The sequence below is a fragment of the Piscinibacter defluvii genome (assembly GCF_004011805.1).
Lineage (GTDB): Bacteria > Pseudomonadota > Gammaproteobacteria > Burkholderiales > Burkholderiaceae_C > Piscinibacter > Piscinibacter defluvii.
Window position 1 is genome coordinate 1 of sequence record NZ_RCHJ01000035.1, and the last position, 25,925, is coordinate 25,925.

The window sequence follows — 25,925 nt, forward strand, 5'->3', positions numbered from 1 at the left end:
CCGGCGCCTCCAGCATCGACGCCGGCACCGGCAACGTCACGCTGGCCAACGCCGGCAACAACTTCACCGGCGCACTCGCCGTCAGCGGCGCGGCCGTCTCGCTGCGCGATGCCAACGCGCTGCGGATGGGTGCGGTGAGCGCGGACAGCCTGGTGCTCAGCAGCGGTGGGGCGATCACGCAGGGCGCCGCCGCGACGGTGGGCGGCACGACGACGATCGACGCCGGCAACCATGCGGTGACGCTCGACCAGACCGGCAACGACTTCGGCCGCGTCGCGGTGCTCCGAGGCGGCGCGGTCTCGATCCGCGACGCGAACGCGCTGCAGCTCGGCGCCACCGACGCCGCCAGCCTCACGCTGAACACCGGCGGCGCGATCACGCAGAGCGCCGACCTGCAGGTGCGCGGTACCGCCAGCCTGAACGCCGGCAGTGGCGACATCACGCTGACCCGCGCCGGCAACGACTTCGGCAGCATCGCGCTGCGCGGCGGCGCGATCGCCGTGAGCGACGCCAACGCCTTGACCGTCAGCGCGCTGGAGGCCGCCGCGGACCACGCAGTCTCGCTGAGTGCGGGCACGGTGCTGACGCTGCCGTCCACCGGCAGCGTCGACATCGACACCGGCACGGCCGACCTGCGGCTCGCCTCCCGCGGCGGCCGGCTGGTGACGCAAGGCACGCTCGCCGGGCACACGGTCGAGCTGGTGGGCAGCGCCGGCATCGTGCTGGGCGGCAACGTCAGCTCGACCACCGACCAGACCTACGCGACGGCCGTCACGCTGGCCCGCCACACGACGCTCGACGCCGGGAGCGGGCGGGTGACGCTGGCCGCGGGCCTGGCCGGAGGCGGCAACGACCTGACGGTGGCCGGCGCGGCCACGCTCGGCGCCGACGTCTCCGGCACCCGCCGCCAGACCTGGAACGGCCTCGTCACGCTCGACCGGGACCTGCGGCTCGACAGCGGCGCCGGCCGCATCGTGCTCGCGCGGGGCGTGGCCACGGGCGCCAACGGGTTGACGGTGGCGAGCCCGGCCACCCTCGGCGGCGACGTGATCGGCACCGGATCGCAGGCCTGGAACGGCGCGCTGACGCTGGCCAGCGATGTGGTGCTGGACGCGGGCGGCTCGGCCGTGTCGCTGCAGGGCGGCGTCGCCGGGGCCGGGCATGCGCTGCAGGTGATGAGCCGCGCGGCCACGGCCGACGCGATCCGCACCGGTGCGGCGCTGCGCGGGCTGACCCGCGTGACGCTCGACGGCCGGGCCACGCTGGGTGGCGACGTGACGAGCAGCGGTGCGCAGCGCTACACCGGCACGCTGCAGCTGGACGGCGACGTGGCGCTGGACGCCGGGGCCGGCACGATCGCGCTGGACGGTGCGGTCGGCGGACGCGGACACGCGCTCTCGCTGGCGAGCGCCGGCAGCGCCGCCGACAGCATCCGCGTGGCCGCGCCCATCACCGGGGTGTCGAGCCTCGAGGTGACCGGCCCCGTCGCGCTGGGCGGCAACGTCACCAGCACCGGCACGCAGACCTACCGCGGCCCGGTGCGCCTGGACACCGACCTGGTGCTGACCGGGCCGGCCCTGGACTTCGCGGGCGCGGTCGACGGCGCGCAGGCGCTGACGCTGGAGGCGGCGCGCACGAGCTTCGGCGCCGACGTCGGCAGCGGCACGGCGCTGAGCCGCCTCGTGATCGAGGGCGGCGGCACCAGCCATGTCGGCGGCGCGGTGCGCACGAGCGGCGCGCAGACCTGGGACAACGCGATCGTGCTGGACGCCGACGCGACCTTCGCCGGCAGCGCCCTGCACTTCGGCCGCTCGATCGAGGGTGCCCACGCGCTGACGGTCACCGGCGCCGCCACGCTCGCCGGCGGGCGCGTCGCGACCGGCGGCGCGCAGCGCTACGACGGCGCCCTGACCCTGGGCAGCAACCTGCGCCTGAGCGGGGCCTCGCTGCGCGTCGACGGCCGCCTCGACGGCGCGCACGCACTGACGCTCGACTTCAGCGGCACCAGCACCCTGGCCGGCGTGGTGGGCGGCACGACGCCGCTGGCGAGCCTCAGCGCCACCGGCACCGTCGCGCTCGAGGCCGGCTCGATCACGACCACCGGCGCGCAGGACTTCGGTGCCTCGCTGCGCCTGTCCGGCGACACCGCGTTGCATGCGAGTCGGCTGCGCGTCGCCGGCGCCGTCAGCGGCGCGCACGACCTGCTGCTCGACACCGACGCCCTGGTGGCCGACAGCATCCAGGGCGACGGCGTGCTGAGCATCCGCCCACGCAGCGCCGGGACCACGATCGGCATCGCCGGCGCCGGCGGCAGCCTGCAGATCAGCCAGGCGCTGATCACGAGTGCCGGCGGCTTCACGCGCCACGAGTTCGGGCGCGGCGACGGGACCGGCCAGGTGCGTGCCGGCGACTGGGAGCTCGGTGCCGCCACCACGCTGCGCAGCGGCACCGGAGGGCTGCAGCTGGGCGGCCGGGTCGACGGCGCGTTCGACCTGGCGCTGAACAGCAGCGGCCTCACGCAGCTCGACGGCGCGATCGGCACCGACACGCCGCTGGCCAGCCTGAGCACCGACAGCGCCGGCAGCACGACGATCGGGGCCGAGCGCATCGTCACGAGCGGCGCGCAGACCTACGCCGACCCGCTGCAGGTGGCCCACGACCTGCAGCTCAGCGGCACCCGCATCAGTGCAGAGCAGCGGGCGAACCGCTTCGGCGGGCGGGTGTCGGCGGATGCGACCACGCTGCTGCTGCGCAGCGCCGAAGGCATCACGCTCGGCAGGCTGACCCTCGCGCAGGGCGGGCGCGTCGAGAGCGACGGGGTGCTGCACCTGGCCGGCGACCTGCAGCTGTCCGGCGGAACCCTCAGCCTGGTCTCGAATGCCGTGCCCGACAAGGTGGACGGCTTCACCGACCCGGACCTGAACAAGGGCGACCCGCTGACCTTCGGCTTCTCGCCCTTGTTCGAGGCCACCGGGACGATCGTGCAGGACCAGGACACGGCCCTGTCCAGCGCGGCGGGCAGCCTGCTGGTGCTGCGCTCGTCCGGCGGCGGCTCGATCCTGCTCGATCAGGCCGGCAACCGCCTGCTGGGCGGCGTCTCCGCGGTCAGCGGGCCGCTGGGCGACAACTCGCCGGGCCGCTTCGCCGCGCCCGAGATCCTGGTCGGCTTCGTGCGCATCAACTCGAGCGAGATCCATGTCGCCGGGGCACCGCCGGCCGCCGGGGCGCCGGATCCCGGCCGGGCCGGCCTGGAGGCCGACGCGATCAAGCTGACCACCGACCGCCTGAGCACCGGCCCGGACGGCCAGATCCGCGCGCGGCTGCCCTTCGAGCCGCGCCAGGGATCGAAGACCTCGCTGCCGGCGCTGACGCTGGTGCTCGGCCGGGACGCGCTCGCGTCGGGCACCGGCTACGGCACGCCGGACGGGGCGATCCAGGTGCGCATCGGCGCCGAGCAGGGCGGCTTCGTGACCGTGCGCCCCAAGGGGGCCGGCGCCGACAGCGAGCTGGTGATCCTGATCGCCGGCCCCGAGCCGCGCCCGTTCTACGACGGCGCCGGCAAGGCCTCCGAGGTGCGCATCTTCTACAACGGCGACGCGCCCCGCACGCCGCAGGAGACCGGTGCGCTGACCGCGGTCACCGCCACGGTCGAGGATGCGCGCCAGACCCGCTTCGAGGAGGCGGTGCGCACCGAGAACGTCAAGTCGCGCCTGCGCTCGGGCGTGATCGCCGAGGTCGGGTCGGGCCGGCCCGCGACCGTCGGCCGCGAGTCGATCAAGCTGCCGGAGAATTGCCCGGTCAAGCCCGACAGCCTGCAATGCAACTGATCGACGACCGCCGGCGCCTCCTGCTCGGATTGCCGCTCGCCCTGCCGCTCGCGCTGGCCGCCTGGCCGAGCGCGGCGCAGACCTATCCGGCCCCAGCACCCCCACCCCCACCCCCACCCGCGCCGGCAGCACCGCCCGCCCCGGCGCCCGACGCCGCCGCGCAGCGCATCGCGCCGGACGCCCCCGCCCCGGTGCGCCTGGCGCTGCTGCTGGGCAACGGCCTGTACCCGAGCCCGCACGACCTGCCGCCGATCCACAAGAACGTGCGCGACCTGGGCGCGGCGCTCGAGCAGCGCGACTTCCGCGTCAGCACGGCGCTGGACCTCGACCCGGCCGCGCAGCGCCGCACGATCCAGGCCTTCGCCGCCGAGGCGCGCGCGGCGCCGCCCGACGCCACGGTGTTGTTCTACTTCGCCGGCCACGGCCTGCAGGTCGACGCCGAGAACCTGATGCTGGGCGCCGGCGTGGCGCCCAACGCGCGGCCCGAGGTGCTGCTGTCGGGCAGCCTGCACCTGCAGCGCGACATCGTCGAGCAGCTGCCGCGCCGCAGCAGCGGGCTGACGATCACGGTCATCGACGCCTGCCGCGTCGACCTGCGCGCCGCGCTGGCCGCGCAGGACGGGCTGAACCAGGTCGAGGCGCCGCCGGGCTGCCTGATCGTCTTCTCCACCGCCGCCGGCCGGCCGGCCATCGCGCCGGCGCGCGAGACCGACAACACCTTCTACACCGCCTCGCTCGTCAAGCTGCTGCGCTCGGCCGACGACGCGCTGTCGTTCTCCGACCTGTTCCGCCTGGTCAAGCTCGACGTGCAGCAGACCATGCTGAGCCACCCGGTGCCGGTGATCCGACAGTTCGCGCAGGTGCCCTTCATCGCCGAGAACACCCAGGTCAAGGTGCGGCTGTCGCCGCGGCCGACGCCGGAGGAGGCGCTGCAGCGCGCCGCCGACGAGCAGGCCGCCTGGAGCGAGCTCGAGGCGAGCCTGTGGCCGGCAGAGATCGCCCGCCTGGCCGAGGCCTACCAGGCGCGCTGGCCAGGCACGGCGCGCGCCGGCAGCGCGCAGGTCTCGCAGGCCGGCGCCGAGGACGCGGTGCGGGCGCTGGCCAGCCCCCAGGTGCGGCTGTACCGCAGCGCATTCCAGCCGCGCAGCACGCAGCCGGGCTGGCTGGCCGAATGGCACAAGGCCGCCCGCGGCGACAAGGACGCGGCGGCCCGCATCGCGCGCGCCTACCGCAACGGCAGCGGCGACATCCCGCGCGACGACAACCGCTACGAGGGCTGGCTGCAGTACGCCTCCGCGCTCGGCAACGGCATCGCCTGCTACGAACTCGCGGTCTGGTACCGCCGCCAGGGCCAGCCGGTGCCGGCGGCCCAGTTCGAGGCGCGCTCGCGCGAGCTCGGCTACACCCCACCCCCCACGCTGGACCACTACCGGAAATGAAGTCGCCGCTCCTCGTCCTTCTCGCTGCCGCACTGCTCACCGGCTGTGCCAGCACGGCCTTCACGCCCACCGAGGTCAACCCGATCGGCATGCCCTACGAGGGCCTGAACGAGAACAGCTACGGCCCGCGCTCGACCACGCTGTTCCGCTGGTGCGACCCGCAGGACGACCTGTCGAACAGCCAGAACCTGTCGCCCGAGGCACGCGCCAAGATCACCAAGTTCGCCTCCGACGTCGGCATCGGCGTCGGCACGACGCTGGGCAAGCCGCTGCAGGGCATGACCAAGATCGACACCACGCTCGTCAGCCTCGGCCTGGCCGACAAGATCCGCGCGCCCAGCGACAGCAACCATCCGCTGGTGGCGGTGCTCTCGCACGCCGACGACAGCATCGTCTTCTGGCACTCGGCCAAGTACGTGCGCCTGCGCGACGTCGGCGAGGCGGCCCAGGCCTACTGCGCCAAGCGGCAGAGGGCGCCGCTGTACCGCGGATCGGCCACCCGCTGCCCGGCGCTGGAGCGCGGCCTCGCGGGCCAGACCATTCTCAACACCTACGCCATCTCGGCCTACGCCTGCACCGGGCGCTGAGCCCGGGCCGACTCAGGGCCGCGCGAAGTCCGGGATGCGGAAGCGGCGCCGGTAGGCGCCGGGTGCCAGGCCGGTGATGCGCCTGAACAGGCGGCGGAAGAAGGCGCCGTCCTCGTAGCCGACGCGCCAGCCGATCTCGTCCACCGGCGCCTCGGTGCGCTCGAGGCGGCGCTTGGCGTCCTCGATGCGCAGGCGCTGCACGTAGGCGATCGGCGCCAGACCGGTGGCGGCGGTGAAGCGGCGCTTGAAGGTGCGCTCGGCCAGGCTGGAGCGCCGGATCATCTCCTCCACCGGGTGCGCCACCGAGAAGTGCGTCGCCAGCCAGCGCTGCGCGGCCAGGATCTCGGCATCGCCGTGGTCCGTGCGGCCCTCGAAGCTGATGTAGGGCGTCAGGCCGTCCTGGTGCCACTGCAGCGCGTACAGGCGCGCGATCGCCTGCGCGTCGGTGGCGCCGGCGAAGCGCGCGATCAGGTACAGCACCAGGTCGTGCCAGGTGGTCGAGGCGCCGGAGCTGACCAGCTCCTCGCGGTTCCCCGAGACCACCAGCACCCGCTCGGGGTGGATGCGCACCGCCGGGTGGACCGCGGCGAACTCGTGCGCGTAGGCGAAGTGCACCGTCGCGTCGCGGCCGTCGAACAGGCCGGTCTCGGCGATCAGGAAGATGCCCGAGCAGGCCGAGCACAGCAGCGCGCCGCGATCGTGCATGCGCCGCAGCCACTCGACCAGGCGCGGGTAGCGCCCGGTCGGCCAGGCGCCGCGGCGCAGCAGCACCGAGGGCACGATGACGATGTCGGTGGCAGGCACCTCGTCGACCGAACGCTGCACCTGGAACGGCACGCCGCTGGCGAGCTGCAGCGGCCCGGCCCGCTCGCCCACCACCTCGACCGTGAACGGCCCCGGTGCATCCGCGTCCGGGCCGTTCAGCACCGTGCGCGCATTCATCACGTCGTACAGGCCGGCCAGCGTGGACACCACGGCGTCGGGCAGCGCCAGCAGCGCCACATGGCGCGGCGCAGGGCCGGCGGCGGGTCGGGGCGAACGCGGGGAGCGCGGCATGGGCGGATTCTGGCGCTGGCACGAACCGACCGGTTTCGGGCGAATCCGGCTCTGCCGCGCCGCGGGCCCGGCGACGACCATGACGGCCCGTGTTCCACACCGCTGCATGCGAGAGAGAAAGACCCCGATGAACCTTCATGATCACTCACGCCGCGCCTTTGTCGTCCGCATGTCGCGCGGCGCCGCGCTGGCCGGTCTGGCGCTCGCGCTGGCGGCCCCGCTGACCGCGGCCGCGCGCGACGCCAACGCCGTCGTGCACTGGAACAGCGTGGCGGCCGAGGCCTTCGCGCCGAGCCAGGGCACCAACCCGATGGCGCAGTCGCGCAGCTTCGCGATCCTGCACGCCGCCATGCACGATGCGCTGAACGCGATCGAACCGCGTTATGCGCCCTACACGCCCGGCCTGCCGGCGGCCTCCGGCGCCAGCCCCGATGCGGCGGTGGCGGCCGCGGCGCGCGAGGTGCTGCTGCAGCTGCTGCCGTCGCAGTCGGCGCGGGTCGAGGCGGCCTACCGCCAGGCGCTGCTCGGCTTGCGCGACGACCCGGCCCGCGCGGCGGGCGTGGCGACCGGTCGCGCCGCAGCGCTGGCGACACTGAAGCGTCGCCGCGACGACGCTGCCGACCAGGCCGCGCAACCCGCCTTCGTGCCGCGTGCGGGCGCCGGCGAGTACCAGTTCACCGCGCCCTTCGACTTCGCCGCGCAGCCCGGCTGGGGCCGCGTCACGCCCTTCGTCGTCGAGCTGCGCGAGCACCGGCCCGAGGGCCCGCTGGCCCTGGACAGTGCGGCCTACGCCCGCGACCTGGCCGAGGTGCGCGCGATCGGCCAGGCCACGAGCCGCACGCGCAGCGCCGAGCAGACCGAGATCGCGCGCTTCTGGTACGAGGATTCGCCGCTCGGCTGGAACCGCATCGCCAACAACGTGCTGCGCGAGCGGCGTGTCGACGCCTGGCAGGCCGCACGCACCTTCGCGCTGCTGCACTTCGCGATGGCCGACGGCTTCATCGCCGGCTTCGAGGCCAAGTACCGGCACCGCTTCTGGCGCCCGCTGACGGCGATCCACGCCGCCGCGGACGACGGCAACCCGCAGACCACGCCCGACACCACCTGGCGGCCCCTGCTCGACACCCCGCCGGTGCCCGACCACCCGTCCACGCACACCGTGCTGGGCTGGGCGGCGGCCGAGGTGCTGATCGCGCAGTTCGGCGACCGGGTGAACTACGAGCTGACCAGCCTGACGCTGCCCGGCGTGACACGCCGCTACAGCGGCTTCGCGCAGGCGGCCGAGGAGAACGGACTGTCGCGCCTGTACGCCGGCATCCACTTCCGCCACGCCATCGAGCAGGGGCGCCACCAGGGCCGCAGCATCGGCCGTGCGGTGGCCCGGGCGCTCGCGCCGCTGCACTGAACCCGCGACGAAGGAGGACCCCCATGGACACCCCCGTGATCGACCAGGCGAAGCTGGACGCCTTCGTGGCGCACGCGATCGCCGACCTGTCGGCCGGCTACACCGGCGTGATGGTCAGCCTGGGCAGCAAGCTCGGGCTGTACCAGGCGCTCGCTGGTGCCGGCCCGCTGAGCGCCAAGGAAGTCGCGCGGCGTGCCGGCTGCGCCGAGCGCTACGTGCGCGAATGGCTCAACGCGCAGGCGGCCGGCGGCTACATCGGCTACCACGCGGTCAGCGACACCTACGAACTCTCGCCCGAGCAGGCGCTGGTGCTGGCCGACGAGGACAGCCCGGTGCACGTGCCGCATGCCTGGAACGTGCCGGCCTCGATGTGGGCCGACGAACCGAAGGCGCTCGAGGCCTTCCGCACCGGCCGCGGCGTGGCCTGGGGCGAACACGACGCACGCATGGCCTGCGGCGTGGCGGCCTTCTACCGCAACGGCTACAAGGCGAGCCTGGTGCCGCAGTGGCTGCCGGCGCTAGACGGGGTCGTGGCGCGGCTGGAGCAAGGCATCGCGGTGGCCGACGTCGGCTGCGGCCATGGCCACTCGACGCTGCTGATGGCGCAGGCCTTCCCGCGCTCGCGCTTCCACGGCATCGACACGCACGCCGAGTCGATCGCCGCGGCGCGCCGCCACGCCGAGGCGGCCGGCCTGGCCGACCGGGTCGGCTTCGAGCGTGCGCGGGCCACCGACTACGCCGACCGCCAGTACGGCCTGATCTGCTTCTTCGACACGCTGCACGACCTGGGCGACCCGGTCGCCGCGGCGCGCCACGCGGCGCAGGCGCTGGCCCCGGGCGGCACGGTGATGCTGGTCGAACCCTTCGCGAACGACCGCGTCGAGGACAACCTCTCGACGGTCGGCCAGCTGTACTACGCCGCCTCGTCGATGATCTGCTGCGCCCATGCGATCGCCGACGGCGGCCGCCTGGTGCTCGGCGCGCAGGCCGGCCCGCGCCGGCTCGCCGAGGTGTTCCGCCAGGCCGGGTTCGGCCATTTCCGCGAGGCGGCGCAGACGCCGTTCAACCGCGTGTTCGAGGTCCGGCGATGATCAGCACGCCGGCGGATTGCGCTGGCGCAATGCGGTGACGATACCGACGTGGACTAGGGATACCCCCGGGTACCATGCCCACGTAAGGTCTCCCGTCCCGTGGTCACGAGATCCCCCTCAGCCGGCGGCGGCTCGCCCGATTGGGCGGCGCTGAACCTGATCGGCCGCTCGGCGCCGTTCCGCGCCGCGCTGGCCCTGCTGCAGCAGTGCGCGCAGGTCGATGCGACGGTGCTGCTGTGCGGCGAGACCGGCACCGGCAAGGAACTCGCGGCCCGCGCGATCCACTACCTGAGCGCACGGCGCAGCGGGCCCTTCGTGCCGGTCAATTGCGGCGCGCTGCCCGATTCCATTCTCGAGGCCGAGCTGTTCGGCCACACGCGCGGCGCCTTCACCGACGCACGCACCGACAGCCCCGGCCTGGTCGGGCTGGCGCAGGGCGGCACGCTGTTCTTCGACGAGGTCGACTCGCTGAGCCCGCGCGCCCAGGCCGCGATCCTGCGCTTCGTGCAGGACCTGAGCTACCGCCGCCTCGGCGCGGCCCGCATCGAGCATGCCGACGTGCGGCTGGTCGCCGCCACCAACGCCGACCTCGACGCGCTGGTGCGCAGCGGGCGCTTCCGCCAGGACCTGCTGTTCCGCCTCAACCTGCTGGCGGTGGCCCTGCCGCCGCTGCGTGAACGCGCCGGCGACGCGCTGCTGCTGGCGCACGAGTTCGTGCTGCGGCTGGTCGCCCAGTACCGCAGCGCGCCACGCGCGCTGACACCGGCCAGCGTGCAGGCGCTGCAGCAGGCGCGGCCCTGGGCCGGCAACGTGCGCGAGCTCGAGCACCTGGTGCACCGCGCGTTCCTGCTGCAGGTCGGCGACGCGGTCGAGCTGGGCCTGGTGCCGGTGCCCTCGGCCGCGGCCGCCACGCCGGCCGGGCATCGGTTCGCGGATCTCGGCTTCGCCGACGCCAAGGCGCTGGCGATCCGCGAGTTCGAGCGCAGCTATCTGCACGACGTGCTGCAGCGTGCCGGCGGCAACCTGAGCCTGGCCGCGCGCATCGCCGGCAAGGAGCGCAGCCGCTTCGGCAAGCTGGTGCGCAAGCACGGCCTGCATCGCGCCGGCCCGCTGCCGGGCACCTGAGCAAGACGGCGAGACCCGCCGGTCCGCGCGCCGCCGCGGGCGGCGCCGGCCTGCGCGGGCCTGGGTCGCGGCGGACCCAGGCGGGGCGGGCCGGACCCACCCTCCCCCGTGCCTCGGTACGGGCCGCGCGGGGACGGGTGTGCCCCGGGGCGCCGGCGCCCCCGTGCCGATGCGCCGCGGCGCGTGCGCACGAGGGAAACCCGGCACCGAGCCGGGCTGGCACGCACGATGCTCCCAGGGCCTGCAACGATGCCTGCCGCCGGATGCCTGCCGATGCCTGCCGATGCGCCCGCGCCCGCGCCCGACGTCGACGCCATTGCGTCGGCGATCCGCGGCTACCTCGCGGAGCACCCGAATGCGGCCGACACGGTCGAGGGCATCCGGCGCTGGTGGCTGCTGGGCACGCTCGGCGAGGTGCCGCCCGAGCTGGTTGAGCAGGCGCTCGAGCAGTTGCTGGCCCAGGGCCGCGTGCGGCGCAGCCAGGAAGGCTGGCTGCCGGTGACCTGGAGCGCGCGCCCGGCGCGACGCCCGGACCTGCCGCACTGACGCGCGATGGCCCGCCCTTCCGCGCTCGCCGCCGTGGCCCGCACCGTGCTGACCTTGATCGAGGACCATTGCCCGCGCGACGAGTTCGTCGGCGAACCGCGGTTCGTGCTGCACGCCGGGCCGGACGGCACGCGCGTCGACGAGGGCTTCTCGGTCGGCGTCTGGCGGCTCGCGGTCAACACCACGCTGCGCAACGTGCCGCCGCGCCGCGGGCCGGACGGCCGGATGCGCCGACCGCCGCTGCCGATGGACCTGTGGCTGCTGGTCACGCCCTGGTCCACCGAGCCCGAGCGCCAGCTGCGCCTGGCCGGCTGGGCGCTGCGCTTCCTCGACGACCACCCGGTGCTGCCGGCCGCGCTGCTGAACGCGGCACTCACCCGGCAGGTGCCGCCGGCCTTCGGCCCCGACGAGTCGGTCGAGCTGGTCCTCGACGCGCCCGCGCTGGCCGACTACCTGGGCCTGTGGGACAAGTACCGCAACCGCTGGCAGACGCCGCTGTGCTACTGCGCACGCATGGTGGCGCTGGAGTCCGAGCTCGACGAGGCCGAGTACCGCCTGGTGCGCGAGCGCGACCTGCGCGCCGGCCCGCCGGCCGCCCCGGAGGCAGCGCCGTGAGCGCGCGCCTGGCGCCCGGCTTCGACCGCATCGTGCGGCATGCCGTGCTGGGCCTGCAGTGCCGCGACGCGGTCGACGGGCGCGTCGTCGCCGACGGCCTGCGCGTGCGGCTGCACGACGGCTGGCGCAGCGGCTGGACCGCCGAGCTCGCCGCCAACCGCAGCGGCGTGTTCGTGCTGCACGCGGCGCCCGGCCTGCACGGCTTCGGCGCCGCGGTCGCCGTGGTGTCGCCCGCCGAGCCAGGCCGCTGGCGCCTCGAGATCGAGGACGTGCAGGGCCGCTACCTGCCGGTGGCGGCCGAGCCGCTGCTGCCGCTGGACGAGCTGTTCGGCGTCGGCCCCGGCGCCGCGCCGGCCTCGCCGCCCGACGCGCTGCCCTACGTGCCGCTGTACAGCGCGCCGACGCGGCCGCTGCCGCCGGCGCTGCAGGCGCTGCGCGTCGAGCTGCGCCGCGCCGCCGACCCCGACGCGCCGGCCGCCTGGACGCGCCTCGAGCTGTGGCTCGGCACGCAGCGCCTGGCCGAGGGCCTGGCCGGCGCGGACGGCCAGGCGCTGCTCGTCTTCCCGCTGCCCCGGCCGCGCGAGGTGCCGATCGGCGTCTCGCCCGCCGAGGCCGGCGAGCGCTTCGAATGGACCGTCGAGCTGCGCGCGTTCCGCAGCGCGGCCGTCGCGGCCGAGCCCTGGCCGACGCTGGCGTCCCTGCTCGCGCAGCCGTCGGCCGCATTGCTGGATGCGGGCAGCCCGCCGCTGCCGCCCGCACCGCTGGTGCTGCGCGCCGGCGTCCCGCTGGTCGCCCGCGGCGCGACCGCCTCCTACCTCACCGTCGCGGACTGAAGGAGAACCCCATGCCCGAGTACCTCGCACCCGGCGTCTTCGTCGAGGAAGTGTCGTTCCGCGCCAAGAGCATCGAGGGCGTGTCGACCACCACCACCGGCTTCATCGGCGCGACGCGCTTCGGCCCGGTGACGCTGGACCCGGACATCCTGACCAGCCTGCAGGACTTCGAGCGCCTGTACGACCCGTTCGACGCGGGCGCGACGCTCGACTTCAGCGACGCGCCGGACGCGCCGAACCACCTGTGGCACGCGGTGCGCGCGTTCTTCACCGAAGGCGGCAAGCGGCTCTACGTGTCGCGTGTGTTCCACCGGCTCGACGACGCCGACATCGCGCCGATGGACGACACCGCCGACCTGGACGTCACCACCGCGGCGAGCGACTACCCCGACGGCCACGCCCGCGTCGACCCGGCCGACACGCCGGGCCTGCGCGTGCGCGCCCGCCACCCCGGCGCCTGCGCGAACCTGCGTGTCGCCTTCACGCTGCGCGGCAGCCCGAACGTGCTGGCCCAGGCCGAGGACCCGGTCGACGGCAGCACCGTCAACACGCTGCGCGCGGTCAACGACCTCGACCTGGTCTGGGTGCGCCAGGCCTCGAGCCCGCCGTCGTCCTCGGACACCGGCCAGCTGTGCCTCGCGCGCCGCCTCGAGGCCGAGCGCAGCTGGGAGTTCGAGCCGCTGGACACCGGCTCGCCACCCTCGGCGACGCGCTTCTCGATCGACACGCTGCAGGTCGACCCCGAGCCCGGCAACGGCGACTCGGTGCGTGTCGTCACGCTGGCCATCAGCCTGCTCACGCGCGACGGCTCGCGCGAACTCGGCACCTGGGCCGGCCTGCCGCTGGACCCGCGCCACCGCCTGGGCGGCAGCCCGGACTCGGTGTTCGCGCGCTTCGGCAACCACCCGTCCTCGCTGGCCGACGCACGCGGCCTGCCGCTGGTGCTGGTGGCCGACCCGGCCGTGGCGGCGACCGCGTTCGACGTGGTGGCCGCGCTGTTCGGCACCGACCCGCTCGCCGCCCTGCTGCCGACCACCGACGACACGCGGCGCGGCATCACCGCGGCCGACAAGCTCACCGCCGGGGCGATCAGCGCGTGGTTCCCGCTCGACGGGGGCAACGACGGCCTGCGCCCGGACGACGGCGACGTCGAGGGCGACGCGAACCCGCGGCTGGGCTACGCGCTCGGGCTCAAGCAGTTCGAGGACCTGGAGGACATCTCGATGGTCGCCGCCCCCGGCGCGACCTGGAAGTACACCGAGAACCGCAACACCGCCAACGCGATCATCGGCCACCTGATCGCGCACGCCGAGCGCATGCGCTACCGCGTCGCGCTGCTGGACAGCGGCGACAACCTGCCGATCAGCGAGATCCGCGGCATGCGTGCCAAGCTCGACAGCAAGCACGCCGCGCTGTACTACCCCTGGGTCACCGTGCTCGACCCGGTCAGCAAGCGCGAGCTGAACCTGCCGCCGTCGGGCTTCGTCGCCGGCATCTGCGCGCGCAACGACGTCGAGCGCGGCGTGCACAAGGCACCCGCCAACGAGGTGGTGCGCCTGGCGATCGGCTTCGAGACGCTGCTCAACAAGGGCCAGCAGGAGGTGCTCAACCCCGAGGGCATCAACTGCTTCCGCTACTTCGAGGGCCGCGGCATGCGGCTGTGGGGCGCGCGCACGATCAGCTCCGACCCGGAGTGGAAGTACCTCAACGTGCGGCGCTACTTCGCTTACCTCGAGCGCTCGATCGACAAGGGCACGCAGTGGGCGGTGTTCGAGCCCAACGGCGACGCGCTGTGGGCCAACGTGCGCCGCACGATCGAGGACTTCCTGCTCAATGAGTGGCAGAGCGGCGCGCTGCTGGGCGACAAGCCCGAGCGGGCCTACTTCGTCAAGTGCGACCGCACGACGATGACGCAGAACGACCTCGACAACGGCCGCCTGATCTGCCTGATCGGCGTGGCGCCGCTGAAGCCGGCCGAGTTCGTGATCTTCCGCATCGGCCAGTGGACGGCCGACCGGCGCGTCTGAACCCGCAACGCTGCAACCCAGGAGAAACGCCATGGCCGTCCTGCGCGACCGTCCGTATGTCCAGTTCAACTTCCTCGTCGACCTCGGCACCGGCAACACCGAGGGGCCCGAGGCCGGCTTCCAGGAGTGCAGCGGCATCGGCATGGAGGTGACCGTGTCCGAGTACCGCAACGGCAACGAGAAGGAGAACAGCGTCCGCAAGATCACCGGGCTGAACAAGGCCAGCGACGTGACGCTCAAGCGCGGCGTGATCGGCTCGCTGAACCTGTACCAGTGGCTCAACGACATCCGCAACGGCAACCAGAACGCGATGCGCACGGTGACCATCCAGCTGCAGAACGAGGACCACACCGCCGTCGTGCAGACCTGGAAGCTGATGCGCGCGCGCATCACCAAGCACACCAGCGGGCCGTTCAACGCCAAGGGCACCGACGTCGCGATGGAGGAACTGGTGCTCGCCTACGAGCGGCTCGAGATGGAGTGAGACCCGAGGACGCCGCGCGATGACCCGCACGCTGCAACGCCGTCTGCCCGGGGTGCGCTTCGACGTGCCCGCGCCGGCGCTCGACGACGCGCTGCCGCGCATGGACGTCGCGCTGTTCGTCGGCTTCGCCGCCAGCGGGCCGCTGGGCGTGCCGGTCGCTGTCGAGAGCCTGGCCGAGTTCGAGGCGGTGTTCGGCGGCGAGATCGTGCTGCTCGAGGCGCCCGACGGTTCGCCCGTCACCGGGCTGCTGCACCCGGCACTGCGCCAGTTCTTCTCCAACGGCGGCGTGCGCGCCTGGGTGCAGCGCGTCGCCGGCGCGCATGCCCGCACGACGCAGTTCCCGCTGCCGCAGCTGCTGCGCCTCAGCCGCGCCGCGCCCGACGAGGCCTGGCAGGTCGAGCCGGCCTGGATCGCCGCGCGCTCGCCCGGGGCCTGGGCCGACGCGCTGCGCGTCGCGCTGACGCTGGACCTGCCGTCGCTCGCGGTGCGGCCGGCCGGCCTGGCCGGCACGACGCTGTCGGTACAGGCCGACGGGCCGGTCGCGCTGGCGCTCGCGCCGGGCGACACCTTGCGCATCGCGATCGACGCCGAACGCTGGCTGCAGGGCCGCATCGCGTCGGCCGGTGCCGCGGTGTCGGCGGGCGGCACGCTGCGCCGCGCGCTCGAGCTCGACGGCCTGGCCATGCTGCAGCGCTGGCGCGGCACGCCGACGGTGCGGCACCTCGGCTGGTACGAGCCGACGCGCCGCAGCGCGGACGGCGCGGCGCAGCGCCAGGTCGCGGCCAGCGGCACGTGGCGCGACGACGGCCGGCTCGCGCTGGAGGCCACGCTGCCGGCGGCGGTGCGACTCGAGCCCGGCGAGGTGCTGCGCGTGGCCGTCGACGGAGGGCTCGGCCCGGCCTGGCTGGTGCTGGAGCGTTTCGACGCCTCGGCCCTGGGCGATGCCGCGGGCCAGGTGCGTGCGACGCTGCTGGGCCGGCCGTGGCGCGTGCCGGCGCGGCTGCCGCATGCGGCGCTGCAGCGCTGGGTCGATGCCGGCGAGGTGGCCAGCGCGCAGTGGCTGCGCGCCGACCTGAGCGCCACGCCGCCCGGCGGCATGCCGCAGCACCAGGCCGGGCTGGCGCTCGCGCCGCGCGACGACGGCGCCGCCAGCCTGCAGGCGCTGCCCGACGACGAGGCCTACTACCGCACGCTGGCCCGGCCGCAGCGCGCCGAGCGCGTGGTGCGCAGCTTCGAGCGCATCGAGCGCGCCGCCGCGGCGCCGCCGGCCGCACGCTTCCCGCTCGCGTCGCTGGCGCTGCCCGGCGAGCTGGTGCTGCTGCCGCTGGACATCGGCGTCGCGCCGGTCGCCGGGCTGCCCGCGCGTGGCATCGCGCTGCCGCCGCTGCTGCGCGACGGGCTCGACCGCTTCGACTGGACGCTGTTCGCCGAAGCCGCGCTGGCCGACGCGAGCGCCGACGTGCTGGCCGACCGCGCCGAGGCGCTGCGCGTGGCCGGCCGCACGCCACGCCCGCTGCGCGGGCTGCATGCGCTGTTCGGCGCCGCGGTCGACGGGCCGGCCGAGGAGCCGACGCTGCTGGTCGTGCCCGACGCGGTGCAGCCCGGCTGGCAGCGCAAGCGCCGCCGCGAGCCGGCGCGCCGCCTGCATGCCGCCGCGCCGGCGCCGTCCGCCGCACCCTGCGGCTGCTTCGACGACTGCGCGAAGACGCCGCTGGCCGCGCCCGCCTTCCTGCCCGAGGCCGATCCCGATGCGGGCGGCAGCTACCGCGTCTCGTGGACGCGACCCGAGCCGCAGGTGCGCTTCGAGCTGCAGGAGGGCAGCGACCGCGCCTTCCTGGTCGCGAGCCTGCTCTACGCCGGCACCGACACCGCGCTGGCGGTGGTGGCGCGGCCGCGCGGCGTGCGCTGGTACCGCGTGCGCGCGCTCGACGGACTGCGCACCAGCCCCTGGTCCGGCGTGCTCGAGGTGCGCGTCGGCGGCAGCCTGTACGAGCTGCGGCCCTGGCAGCCCGACAACCTGCTCGCGCTGCACCGCCTGATGCTGCGCGCCGCGGCCGGGCGCGGCGACGTGCTGGCACTGCTGGCGCTGCCGGCGCACTACCGCTGGGCCGATGCGATCGTGCACGCCGACACGCTGCGCGACGCCCCGGCCGGCAGCGCGGCGTTGCCGCCGCCGCTCGGGCCGGACGAGTCACGCGCGCATTCGCACGCCGCGCTCTACCACCCCTGGCTGCACACGCGGCGCGACGCCGGCACGATCGCCTGCCCGCCCGACGGCGCGGTCGCGGGGCAGCTGGCCGGCTCGGCGCTGGCGCGCGGTGCCTGGTTCGCGGTGGCGAACGCGCCGCTGCGCGACGTGGTCGCCCTGAACCTCGCGCTCGCCGACGACGATCGCCAGGCCCTGCTCGAGGCGCAGCTGAACCCGGTGGCGGGCGCGCCGGCGGGTTTCGTGCCCACCACCGCCGAGACGCTCGCACGCGACCCCGACTGGCGCCCGGTCAACGTGCGCCGCCTGATGGCGCTGCTGCGCCGTGTCGCGCTGCGGCGCGGCGCGGCCTACGTGTTCGAGCCGAACGGACCGGCGCTGCAGCGCACCGTCGAGCGCGCCTTCGAGGCGCTGCTGCAGAGCCTGTACGTGCGCGGCGCGTTCGCCGGGCGCGGCGCCGCGCAGTCGTTCCGCGTCGAGGTGGGCGACGAGCTGAACACCCCGGCGCAGCGCGACGCCGGCCGCTTCCACGTCGACCTGAAGGTCGCGCCGGCGCTGCCGCTCAGCTTCCTGACCGTGCGCCTGGTGCGCAGCGGCGAGCGGCTCGTGTCGCAGGAGCAGCGCTGATGAATCAACGGCCCCCACGCTCACTTCGTTCGCTGCCCCCCGAGGGGGCGCATCAGCGCCTTCGGGCGGCCGGGCGGCGCTGATGGCGACCCACCCCTTCACCGCCTTCAGCTTCGCCGTCGAGATCGTGCGCGCCGACGCCGGCGCACCGCTGGCCGGCGCGGCGTTCTCCGAATGCGACGGGCTGGAGATCGGCATGGAGGTCAAGACCATCCGCGAGGGCGGCAGCAACGACCGGCAGATCCGCCTCGCCGGACCGGCCACCGTCGGCCAGCTGACGCTCAAGCGCGGCATGACCGGCGACAGCTTCGAGCTCTGGCAGTGGATGAGCGACAGCCTGGCCGACCCGGGGCTGCGCGCCGACGCCGAGGTGGTGCTGCTCGCGCCCGACGGCGCGGAGCGCGCGCGCTTCGTGCTGTCGCGCTGCCTGCCGGTGAAGATGAAGGCGCCGCCGCTGAACGGCCGCGACGGCGCGGTGGCGATCGAGGAGCTGCAGATCGCCTACGAGCACATGGCCGTCAAGCGCGGCAAGGGGAGCTGAGATGCCCGAGACCCGCGGCCGCAAGGCCCGCCTGATCGAGCTCGACGACCAGCTGCAGGAACTGCCCGAGGGCCAGGGCCGGCGGGTCGACGTGCAGTTCAACCCCGATTCGCTGAAGCTGCAGTTCGCCAACCAGATCCAGAACAACCAGCCGAGCACCGGCGGCAGCGGTGGCAGCGGCGGCGGTGGCGGCAGCAGCGACCAGGGCACCGGCAACACCGGGCGGCAGTTCGTCGGCGCGGGCACCACCAAGCTCGCGGTGCAGCTGTGGTTCGACGCCGCCGCCGGCGCCGACGGTCAGCGCGTCGACGACGTGCGCGAGCTGACGCAGAAGGTCGTCTACTTCATCCGCCCGAAGGCACTGCCCGACGACGCGACCAAGTTCGTGCCGCCCGGCGTGCGCTTCGCCTGGGGCAGCTTCATCTTCGACGGCCTGGTCGACGGCATCGAGGAGACCATCGAGTTCTTCTCGCCCGACGGCCACCCGCTGCGCGCCAGCCTGTCGCTGAGCCTGTCGCAGCAGACCATCCTGCTGGCCAACCTGGGCGACAGCGCGCGGCCGGCCGGCGCGCCGCGCGGGCCGGGCACCTCGCCGCTGGCCGCGGCGGCGGCCGGCAGCACGCTGCAGGGCCTGGCCGCGGCCGCCGGCGGCGACTGGCAGCGCATCGCCGCGGCCAACGGCATCGACAACCCGCGCGCACTGCTGCCGGGCCAACTGATCGACCTGCGCGCCGCGCCGCCGCGCAGCCTGTTCTGACGCAGCCGCAGGAGACGACCCATGTCCGTGACCATCGGTGAGTTCGAGGTCGTGCCGCAGCCGCCCGCCGCCGCACAGGACGGCGCCGCAGCCGCCGCCGCGCCGGGCGCCGGCACGCCCGACCCGCTCGACCTGCAGCGCCTGCTCGAGCAGCTGCACGAGCTGGCGCTGCGCGTGGCCGCCGACTGACGGGAGCGACGATGGACGCCGGCCGCAGCGCGATCAGTTCCGCCCGCCCCGCCTTCAGCGTCGGCGGCCAGGCGCGTGCCGCGCTCGACAGCGGGCTGCTGCGCCTGGCGGTGTCCGACAGCGTCACGGGCCTGGCCGGCTGCGAGGCCGAGTTCGGCAACTGGGGCGCCACGCAGGGCCGCAACCTCGGCCACCTGTGGTTCGACCTGCAGGTGCTCGACTTCGGCCAGACCTTCGTCGTCAAGCTCGGCGACGACACACTGTTCGACGGCCGCATCGTCGCGATCGAGGGGCGTTTCCCGGCGATGGCGCCGCCGACCGTCGTCGTGCGCGCCGACGACAAGCTGCAGGACCTGCGCATGACGCGGCGCACGCGCCGCTTCGAGTCGATCAGCGACGCCGACCTGGTGCAGCGCGTCGCGCAGGACCATGGCCTGCAGGCCGACGTGAACCTGTCCGGCCCGACCTGGCCGCTGCTGGTGCAGGCCAACGAGAGCGACCTCGCCTTCCTGCGCCGGCGCATGCTGGTCGCCGACGCCGACCTGCTGCTGGCCGACGGCAAGCTCACGGCGCGCCCGCGCGGCCAGCGCCGCCAGCCCGCGCCGCGCCTCACCCATGGCGCGCGGCTGCACCAGTTCAGCGTCAGCGCCGACCTCGCGCACCAGCGCACCGAGGTGTGCTGCGCCGGCTGGGACGTGGCGAACAAGGACGCCGCGAGCGGCAGCGCCACCTCCGCGGCGATCGCCTCCGAGGCCGGCCGCGGCGACAGCGGCCCGGCCGTGCTGCAGCGCGCGCTCGGCGAGCGCAAGGAGCAGCTCGGCCACCGCGTGCCGTTCGACGCGGCGGCGGCGCGCCACGAGGCCGAGTCGCACCTGAAGCTGGTCGCGCGGCGCTTCCTGCGCGGGCGCGGCGAGGCCGATGCCGAGCCGCAGCTGCGCGCCGGCGGCGCGGTCGAGCTGCAGGGCCTGGGGCCGCTGTTCGACGGGCGCTACGGCATCACCGACGTGCTGCACCGCTTCGACGCCGCGAAGGGGCTGCGCACCGAGTTCGGCGTCGAGCGCGCCTGGATCGGGAGGCCCTGAGCATGGGCATGCCGGCCGAACGCAGCGTGATCGACGCCCTGCACGGCGCGCGCGAGCCCCACGGGCTCGGCGGCTTGTTCTACGGTGTCTACCCGGCGCTGGTGTCCGACATCAAGGACCCCGACAACCAGGGCCGCGTGCAGGTGCGCCTGCCCTGGCTGCCCGACACCGCCGGCGCCGGCTGCGAGCTGTGGGCCCGGCTGGCCACGCTGATGGGCGGCAACAACCGCGGCAGCTGGCTGATCCCGGACGTCGACGACGAGGTGCTGGTGGCGTTCGAGGCCGGCGACCTGCGCCGCCCCTACGTGGTCGGCGCGTTGTGGAACGGCCGCGACGCGCCGCCCGAGCGCATGGACGGCAGCGGCCGCAACGACAAGAAGGTGCTGCGCTCGCGCAACGGCGTGAAGCTGACGCTGGACGACCAGAGCGGCCAGGAGCAGATGATCCTCGAGACGCCGGGCGGCCAGAAGATCACGCTGAAGGACGGCCCGGGCGCGGTGCTGATCGAGGATTCGAACGGCAACTCCGTCAAGCTCGAGACCGCGGGCATCACGGTCACGGCCGCGGCCAAGGTCACCGTCAACGCGAGCCAGGTGGCGGTGTCGGCGAGCCTGGTCACGGTCGACGCCGGCATGAGCAAGTTCTCCGGCGTGGTGAAGGCCGACACGGTGATCTGCAACAGCATCATCAGCGCGTCGTACACGCCCGGCGCGGGCAACATCTGGTGAGGCGGCCATGACGCACGCGATCGCCTTCACCGCCCCGCAGCCGTTCTGGCGCCCGGGCACGCCGGCCTCGCGCGGCGCGATCGTGCAGCCGCAGATCCTGCGCTTCGCCACCGACGAGTTCATCGAGGAGCTGCTCGCCACGCTCGAGCGCGACCCGGGCGCGCTGCCGCAGTACGCGGCGCAGCCCGAGACCTGGCGCGAGCCGATGGGCGCGCCCGCGCCCGACCCGCTGCGCTGGACCGACCGGCAGCCGACGCGGCTGCTGCCGCTGCTGCGCCGCCGCGCGGCCAAGGCGGGCGTGCCGGCGGTCGTCGCGCCCAAGCCGCTCAAGCTCTACCAGCCCGCGCACCAGCGCCACTACCTGGTCGCCGCCTCGCTGGTGTGCCGCCGGCCCGGGCTGCCCGACCGCGCGGTCGACCCGGCGCGGCAGTCCACCAGCCTGGTGATGCGGCGCCTGTTCCCGCGCGACAGCGAGGCGCCCGCGCCGCTGCCCGACATCGCCGACCTGTCGGCCTGGGACGAATACGCCTGGGTGCTGACCGGCAAGACCGGCGAATGGCGCCACGTCGGCCCGGCCGACGCCGAGGGCGCGGCGGCCACGCTGCTGGTCGGCGAGGAACGCCTGCCCACCTTCCCGGCGCGCTACCACGAGGTGGCCGGCCAGCCACGCCGGCTGGCCGTCGGCAGCGTGCCGGTGGGCCGGCGCGAGACCTACCAGGGCGCGCAGCGGCGCGGCGGCAGCGGGCCGGACCCGGTCGAGCCCGATCCGCGCGGGGTGATGTTCCGGATGCAGGTGCTCGGCCCGTGGAAGGCGCTGGTCACGTCCGCGATGCTCAACGGTGCGGTCGGCGGCGACCCGGACGACCTCGCCGCGCTGAAGGCGGCGCGCCTGCCGCGCATCTTCCCGAAGAAGGACGACGGCTACGACACCGACAAGCCCGACCTCGGCGTGCTGCGCGCCGAGCGTGCGCGCCTGCAGACCGCCTCGTGGTTCCTGCTGCTGGACCTGCTGCTGTTCCTGCGCGAGCAGCTGCCCGCGTTCTGGAACGACCATGTGCTCGCGAACCAGCGCCCGGCCGACGCGGCGCTGCGCGCGTTCTGGGACGCGCTCGCCGCGGTGGCGATGCCGGTCGGCCTGGTGACCGACAGCGCGGGCAACCCGGCCACGCTGGCCAGCCCCGCGACGCCCGACGACCTCAGCCTGGCCGAGCAGTGCCCCGGCTACGCCGTGCTGGTGGACCTGCTCGCCGCGTTGCGCCGCGCCGCCGCCGAGACCGAGGGCGCGCTCGACTTCGAAGGCATGCTCGAGGCGGCGCCCGACCCGCTGGCGCTGCCGTCCAGCGGCCGCGCCACCGGCTGGCCGTCGTTCCTGTACCTGTTCGCCGACCCCTGGTTCGGCATCGCCGCGCCGCCCGAGCCGGCGGCCTTCGAGCCGACCGCGACCGACTACCTCGCCGAGCGCATCACCGCGCGCATCGACACGCTGGCCGAGCTGCTCGAGGACGTGCTCGCGCAGACCGCGCGCGCCACGGCGAAGCTGCCCGAGCCGGGCCTGGCCGCGCGCACGCCGGCCGACCTGCGCGAGGCCTGGTATCGCATCCGCTTCGTGCACGAGCGGCCCGACTGCGCGCCGTTCGAGGACACGCTGGTCAGCCGGGCGACGGTGCCGTTCCAGATGGCCGGCTTCTTCGACCCGGACGCGCCGGCGCGGCCGATCCGCATCGGGCTGCCGCTGGACATCAGCCCGGCCGGGCTGCGCAAGTTCGACAAGAACGCGGTGTTCGTTATGAGCGACATGCTGTGCGGCCACCTCGACCGCTTCAAGGGCATGACCTTCGGCGACCTGGTGCTCAGCGTGCTGCCCTGGCCGTTCCACAAGGGCCTGGACGTGCCCGACAAGGGCCCGTGCAAGCAGGGCGGGCTCGAGCTCGGCGTGATGTGCTCGCTGTCGATCCCGATCATCACGATCTGCGCGCTGATCCTGCTGATGATCATCGTCGCGCTGCTGGACCTGATCTTCCGCTGGCTGCCGCTGTTCGTCGTGTGCTTCCCCCTGCCCGGCTTCAAGGGCAAGAAAGGATCGGGCTCATGACGCCCGACCGCGTCTACGGCCGTGGCATGGGCTTCCCGCCGCGGGTGGGTGCCGATGGCCGCATCGCCTGGTCCGAGGGTGACCAGAACGTGCGCGAGGCGATCCGCATCGTGCTGATGACCGAGCCGGGCGAGCGGCTGCGCCTGCCGGCCTTCGGCGCCGGGCTGGGCCGCTTCCTGTTCGAGCCGAACATCGTCGCGACGCATGCACGCATCCGCCAGCGCATCGCCGACGCGCTGCAGCGCTGGGAGCCGCGCGTGGCGGTCGAGTCGGTCGAGGTGCAGGCCGACACGGTCGACCCGCAGGCGGCGATCGCGACGATCACCTACCGCCTGGTGGCGACGCAGGCGCGCGAGCGTGTCTCGCTGTCCGTCGCCGTCGGCACCGCCGGAGGCTGAACCATGCCGCTGCCCGCCCCCACCCTGGACGACCGCCGCTGGCAGGACCTGGTGCGCGACACGCTCGCGCGTGTGCCGGCGCACACGCCGGAATGGACCCAGCTGGCCGAGAGCGACCCGGGCGTCACGCTGGTCGAGCTGTTCGCCTTCCTGGCCGAGAGCCTGCTGTACCGCGCCAACCGCGTGCCCGAGACGAGCCGCGCCAAGTTCCTGCGCCTGCTCGGCCTGCCGCTCGCGCCGGCCGCGCCGGCCCAGGGCCTGGTGCGCTTCGAGGGCGCACGCGCCGACCAGCCGGTGCCCACGCTGCCGCAGGGCACCGAGTTGCGCGCCGGCGCGGTCGCCTTCCGCACCACGGGCGCGCTGGACGTGCTGCCGCTGGAGGCGCGTGCCTTCGTCAAGTTCACGGTCGCGCTGGACGAGGTCGACCAGCGCTACTACGACCTGCTCTACGAGGCCGCGGGCGCCGACGGCGCGCAGCTCGCCACCTACGAGCCGCGCGAGCTCGACGGCCGCAAGCCGGTCGCGCTGGCGCGCGACACGGCCGACGGCGCGCTCTGGGTGGCGCTGCTCGCGCCGCCGCGCACCGACCCGCGCGCGGTGGCCGACGCGCTGGCCGGCAAGACGCTCAGCCTCGGCCTGGTGCCGTACGTCGACGAGCGGCCCAAGTCGCTCGGCACCGCCGGCCAGGCCGCCGCCGGCGCCGACGCGGCCACGCTGATCGGCTGGGCGCTGCCGCGGGTCGTGCTGCCGGCCGACGGCAGCCCGCCGTTGCCGCAGTACACCGCGCTGGCCGCGCGCAGCGCGGTCGACGTGCTGGCCGAGCCCGGCACGGTGGAGCTGACGCTGCCCGCGCGCGGCGAGGACATCACGCACTGGAGCGAGCTCGACCCGCTCGAGGCCGGCGTCGACGACTTCCCGCCCGCGCTGGACGACTCTGCGCTCGCGGCGCGCATCGTCACCTGGCTGCGCGTGCTGCCGTCCACCTCGGCGGCAGCGAGCTTCCTGTGGGCCGGCGTCAATGTCGCGCGGGTCGAGCAGCGCGTGGCGGTGGTCAACGAGCTGCTCGGCGAAGGCGACGGCCAGCCCGACCAGGTGTTCACGCTCGCGCGGCCCGGCGTGGTGGCCGGCTCGGTCGCGGTGGACATGGTCGAGGGCACGGCCACCACGCCGTGGCGGCCGATCGACGACCTGCTGGCCGCCGGTCCCGAGGTGCGCGCGGTGTCGGCGCTGCGCTCGCCCTCGCAGGCCTGGGTCGACCCGCGGCCCAGCGAGGTGTTCCTGGTCGACGCCGAGGCCGGCCGCCTGCGCTTCGGCGACGGCCTGCGCGGCAAGCGGCCGCCACGCGGCGCGCGCCTGGTGGCGCGCTACGACGTCTGCGACGGCAGCGCCGGCAACGTGCCGGCCGGCGCGATCAACGCCGGCCCCGGCCTGCCGGCCGGCCTGAAGCCGGCCAACCCGCTGCCGACCTGGGGCGGCGCCGACGCCGAGAGCCCGGTCGAGGGCGAGAAGCGCGTCGCCTCCTTCATCCGCCACCGTGACCGCTGCGTCACCGCCGACGACTTCGCCGAGATCGCGCTGCGCGCGCCGGGTGTCGACATCGCCCGCGTCGAGGTGCTGGCGGCCTGGCACCCCGACCTGGGCGACGCCCAGCCCGGCGACGCGCCCGGCGTCGTGACGCTGATGCTGGTGCCGCGCCACGACCCGCGTGCACCGGATGCGCCGATGCCCGACCGCGCCTTCATCGACGCGCTGTGCCGCCACCTCGACCCGCGCCGCCTGGTCACCACCGAGCTGGTGCTGCGCGGGCCGCTGTACCTGCCGATCTGGCTGTCGGTGGGCCTGACCGTGGCCGGCGGCTGGACCGTGCCCGACGTGCGCGAGCGCGTGAAGGCGCGGCTGCGCGCGCTGCTCGCCCCCTCGCGCAGCGACGGCGCGACCGACCTGCCCGGCCTGGAGCGCGGCTGGCCGCTCGGCCGGCCGGTCAACCGGCTCGAGCTGTGGGCCGAGGTGGCGCGTGTGCCGGGCGTGCTGCGCGTCAACGGCGTGCTGCTGGCCGGCGCCGACGGCGCGGCGATAGACCCCGAGCTGCCGCTGCACGGGCTGCAGCTGCCGCAGCTCGTCGGGCTGTCGGTCGAGGCCGGCGACCCGGTGCCGATCGAGACGCTGCTGGGCACCGCCGGCGGCGACGGCAGCGCCGGCGGCAGCGGCAGCGGCACCACGCGCCGGCGCCGGGTGCCGGTGCCGACCGTGCCGCCGGAGTGCTGACGGAC

21 protein-coding genes are annotated in these 25,925 nt (G+C 74.9%); 20 read left to right on the forward strand and 1 reads right to left on the reverse strand.

From position 1 onward, the window contains the following. The 3 genes from D9C15_RS33595 to D9C15_RS31100 form a co-directional block, all read left to right on the forward strand. Positions 1-3,827 (forward strand): beta strand repeat-containing protein (locus D9C15_RS33595; RefSeq protein WP_164886936.1); only part of this gene is annotated, 3,827 nt, incomplete at its 5' end. Continuing rightward, positions 3,818-5,266 carry a caspase family protein gene (locus tag D9C15_RS31095; RefSeq protein WP_128003369.1) on the forward strand — a complete coding sequence of 483 codons (1,449 nt, stop codon included), beginning with the start codon at positions 3,818-3,820 and terminating at the stop codon, positions 5,264-5,266. The genes D9C15_RS33595 and D9C15_RS31095, both read left to right, overlap by 10 nt. Next, positions 5,263-5,853 (forward strand): hypothetical protein, encoded by a 591-nt coding sequence (locus D9C15_RS31100; RefSeq protein ID WP_128003370.1) that lies wholly within the window; start codon positions 5,263-5,265, stop codon positions 5,851-5,853. Before D9C15_RS31095 ends, D9C15_RS31100 begins: the two co-directional genes overlap by 4 nt. A gap of 12 nt (positions 5,854-5,865) precedes the next feature. On the opposite strand, the gene D9C15_RS31105 is transcribed toward D9C15_RS31100, so the two are convergent. Next, the gene (locus D9C15_RS31105; RefSeq protein WP_128003371.1) at positions 5,866-6,909 is read right to left on the reverse strand and encodes a GlxA family transcriptional regulator; all 1,044 of its coding nucleotides are present in this window, start codon (positions 6,907-6,909) and stop codon (positions 5,866-5,868) included. Between the two features lie 127 nt (positions 6,910-7,036). Here D9C15_RS31105 and D9C15_RS31110 point away from each other — a divergent pair, with 127 nt between their 5' ends. From D9C15_RS31110 to D9C15_RS31185, 17 genes are all read left to right on the forward strand, one after another. Next, positions 7,037-8,314, forward strand: a complete 1,278-nt coding sequence (locus D9C15_RS31110) for a vanadium-dependent haloperoxidase (RefSeq protein ID WP_128003372.1) — start codon at positions 7,037-7,039, stop codon at positions 8,312-8,314. A 23-nt stretch (positions 8,315-8,337) separates the two neighbouring features. Continuing rightward, complete coding sequence (locus D9C15_RS31115; protein WP_128003373.1) at positions 8,338-9,405, forward strand: class I SAM-dependent methyltransferase; 1,068 nt, start codon at positions 8,338-8,340, stop codon at positions 9,403-9,405. A gap of 99 nt (positions 9,406-9,504) precedes the next feature. Continuing rightward, positions 9,505-10,530: a sigma 54-interacting transcriptional regulator gene (locus D9C15_RS31120; RefSeq protein WP_205854960.1), complete on the forward strand. Its 1,026-nt coding sequence runs from the start codon at positions 9,505-9,507 to the stop codon at positions 10,528-10,530. A gap of 273 nt (positions 10,531-10,803) precedes the next feature. Further along, positions 10,804-11,076, forward strand: coding sequence for a hypothetical protein (locus D9C15_RS31125; RefSeq protein ID WP_128003374.1), 273 nt, complete (start codon positions 10,804-10,806; stop codon positions 11,074-11,076). Between the two features lie 6 nt (positions 11,077-11,082). After that, the gene (locus D9C15_RS31130; protein WP_128003375.1) at positions 11,083-11,691 is read left to right on the forward strand and encodes a Pvc16 family protein; all 609 of its coding nucleotides are present in this window, start codon (positions 11,083-11,085) and stop codon (positions 11,689-11,691) included. After that, a complete protein-coding gene (locus D9C15_RS31135) occupies positions 11,688-12,524 on the forward strand; it encodes a hypothetical protein (protein ID WP_128003376.1) in 837 nt (278 codons plus the stop codon). Before D9C15_RS31130 ends, D9C15_RS31135 begins: the two co-directional genes overlap by 4 nt. 11 nt (positions 12,525-12,535) lie before the next feature. Next, positions 12,536-14,551: a phage tail sheath family protein gene (locus D9C15_RS31140; RefSeq protein WP_128003377.1), complete on the forward strand. Its 2,016-nt coding sequence runs from the start codon at positions 12,536-12,538 to the stop codon at positions 14,549-14,551. A 31-nt stretch (positions 14,552-14,582) separates the two neighbouring features. Continuing rightward, positions 14,583-15,035, forward strand: coding sequence for a phage tail protein (locus tag D9C15_RS31145; protein ID WP_128003378.1), 453 nt, complete (start codon positions 14,583-14,585; stop codon positions 15,033-15,035). Between the two features lie 19 nt (positions 15,036-15,054). After that, positions 15,055-17,868 carry a phage tail sheath family protein gene (locus D9C15_RS31150; RefSeq protein ID WP_128003379.1) on the forward strand — a complete coding sequence of 938 codons (2,814 nt, stop codon included), beginning with the start codon at positions 15,055-15,057 and terminating at the stop codon, positions 17,866-17,868. Positions 17,869-17,950: 82 nt separating this feature from the next. Further along, on the forward strand, positions 17,951-18,409 hold the full coding sequence (locus D9C15_RS31155) for a phage tail protein (RefSeq protein ID WP_128003380.1): 459 nt from the start codon (positions 17,951-17,953) through the stop codon (positions 18,407-18,409). Between the two features lies 1 nt (position 18,410). Continuing rightward, entirely contained in the window at positions 18,411-19,166 is a 756-nt protein-coding gene (locus tag D9C15_RS31160; protein ID WP_128003381.1) for a CIS tube protein, read from the forward strand. 21 nt (positions 19,167-19,187) lie between these two features. Next, positions 19,188-19,355, forward strand: coding sequence for a hypothetical protein (locus tag D9C15_RS33600; protein ID WP_164886937.1), 168 nt, complete (start codon positions 19,188-19,190; stop codon positions 19,353-19,355). Between the two features lie 11 nt (positions 19,356-19,366). Further along, the gene (locus D9C15_RS31165) at positions 19,367-20,437 is read left to right on the forward strand and encodes a phage late control D family protein (protein ID WP_128003382.1); all 1,071 of its coding nucleotides are present in this window, start codon (positions 19,367-19,369) and stop codon (positions 20,435-20,437) included. Positions 20,438-20,445: 8 nt separating this feature from the next. Then, the gene (locus D9C15_RS31170; protein WP_240668667.1) at positions 20,446-21,165 is read left to right on the forward strand and encodes a phage baseplate assembly protein V; all 720 of its coding nucleotides are present in this window, start codon (positions 20,446-20,448) and stop codon (positions 21,163-21,165) included. 7 nt (positions 21,166-21,172) lie between these two features. Beyond that, a complete protein-coding gene (locus tag D9C15_RS31175; RefSeq protein WP_128003384.1) occupies positions 21,173-23,257 on the forward strand; it encodes a hypothetical protein in 2,085 nt (694 codons plus the stop codon). Continuing rightward, positions 23,254-23,655: a GPW/gp25 family protein gene (locus D9C15_RS31180; protein ID WP_128003385.1), complete on the forward strand. Its 402-nt coding sequence runs from the start codon at positions 23,254-23,256 to the stop codon at positions 23,653-23,655. Before D9C15_RS31175 ends, D9C15_RS31180 begins: the two co-directional genes overlap by 4 nt. 3 nt (positions 23,656-23,658) lie before the next feature. Then, on the forward strand, positions 23,659-25,920 hold the full coding sequence (locus D9C15_RS31185; protein WP_128003386.1) for a baseplate J/gp47 family protein: 2,262 nt from the start codon (positions 23,659-23,661) through the stop codon (positions 25,918-25,920). Positions 25,921-25,925: the final 5 nt, after the last annotated feature.

Bases quoted from the DNA above. Each gene is read 5' to 3' on its own strand.
- D9C15_RS31125 (WP_128003374.1), top strand. From the start codon at position 10,804: ATGCCTGCCGATGCGCCCGCGCCCGCGCCCGACGTCGACGCCATTGCG.
- D9C15_RS31110 (WP_128003372.1), top strand. From the start codon at position 7,037: ATGAACCTTCATGATCACTCACGCCGCGCCTTTGTCGTCCGCATGTCG.
- D9C15_RS31100 (WP_128003370.1), top strand. From the start codon at position 5,263: ATGAAGTCGCCGCTCCTCGTCCTTCTCGCTGCCGCACTGCTCACCGGC.
- D9C15_RS31095 (WP_128003369.1), top strand. From the start codon at position 3,818: ATGCAACTGATCGACGACCGCCGGCGCCTCCTGCTCGGATTGCCGCTC.
- D9C15_RS31105 (WP_128003371.1), bottom strand. From the start codon at position 6,909: ATGCCGCGCTCCCCGCGTTCGCCCCGACCCGCCGCCGGCCCTGCGCCG.
- D9C15_RS31165 (WP_128003382.1), top strand. From the start codon at position 19,367: ATGGACGCCGGCCGCAGCGCGATCAGTTCCGCCCGCCCCGCCTTCAGC.
- D9C15_RS31115 (WP_128003373.1), top strand. From the start codon at position 8,338: ATGGACACCCCCGTGATCGACCAGGCGAAGCTGGACGCCTTCGTGGCG.
- D9C15_RS31185 (WP_128003386.1), top strand. From the start codon at position 23,659: ATGCCGCTGCCCGCCCCCACCCTGGACGACCGCCGCTGGCAGGACCTG.
- D9C15_RS31140 (WP_128003377.1), top strand. From the start codon at position 12,536: ATGCCCGAGTACCTCGCACCCGGCGTCTTCGTCGAGGAAGTGTCGTTC.
- D9C15_RS31130 (WP_128003375.1), top strand. From the start codon at position 11,083: ATGGCCCGCCCTTCCGCGCTCGCCGCCGTGGCCCGCACCGTGCTGACC.
- D9C15_RS31170 (WP_240668667.1), top strand. From the start codon at position 20,446: ATGCCGGCCGAACGCAGCGTGATCGACGCCCTGCACGGCGCGCGCGAG.
- D9C15_RS31150 (WP_128003379.1), top strand. From the start codon at position 15,055: ATGACCCGCACGCTGCAACGCCGTCTGCCCGGGGTGCGCTTCGACGTG.
- D9C15_RS31160 (WP_128003381.1), top strand. From the start codon at position 18,411: ATGCCCGAGACCCGCGGCCGCAAGGCCCGCCTGATCGAGCTCGACGAC.
- D9C15_RS33600 (WP_164886937.1), top strand. From the start codon at position 19,188: ATGTCCGTGACCATCGGTGAGTTCGAGGTCGTGCCGCAGCCGCCCGCC.
- D9C15_RS31175 (WP_128003384.1), top strand. From the start codon at position 21,173: ATGACGCACGCGATCGCCTTCACCGCCCCGCAGCCGTTCTGGCGCCCG.
- D9C15_RS31155 (WP_128003380.1), top strand. From the start codon at position 17,951: ATGGCGACCCACCCCTTCACCGCCTTCAGCTTCGCCGTCGAGATCGTG.
- D9C15_RS31180 (WP_128003385.1), top strand. From the start codon at position 23,254: ATGACGCCCGACCGCGTCTACGGCCGTGGCATGGGCTTCCCGCCGCGG.
- D9C15_RS31145 (WP_128003378.1), top strand. From the start codon at position 14,583: ATGGCCGTCCTGCGCGACCGTCCGTATGTCCAGTTCAACTTCCTCGTC.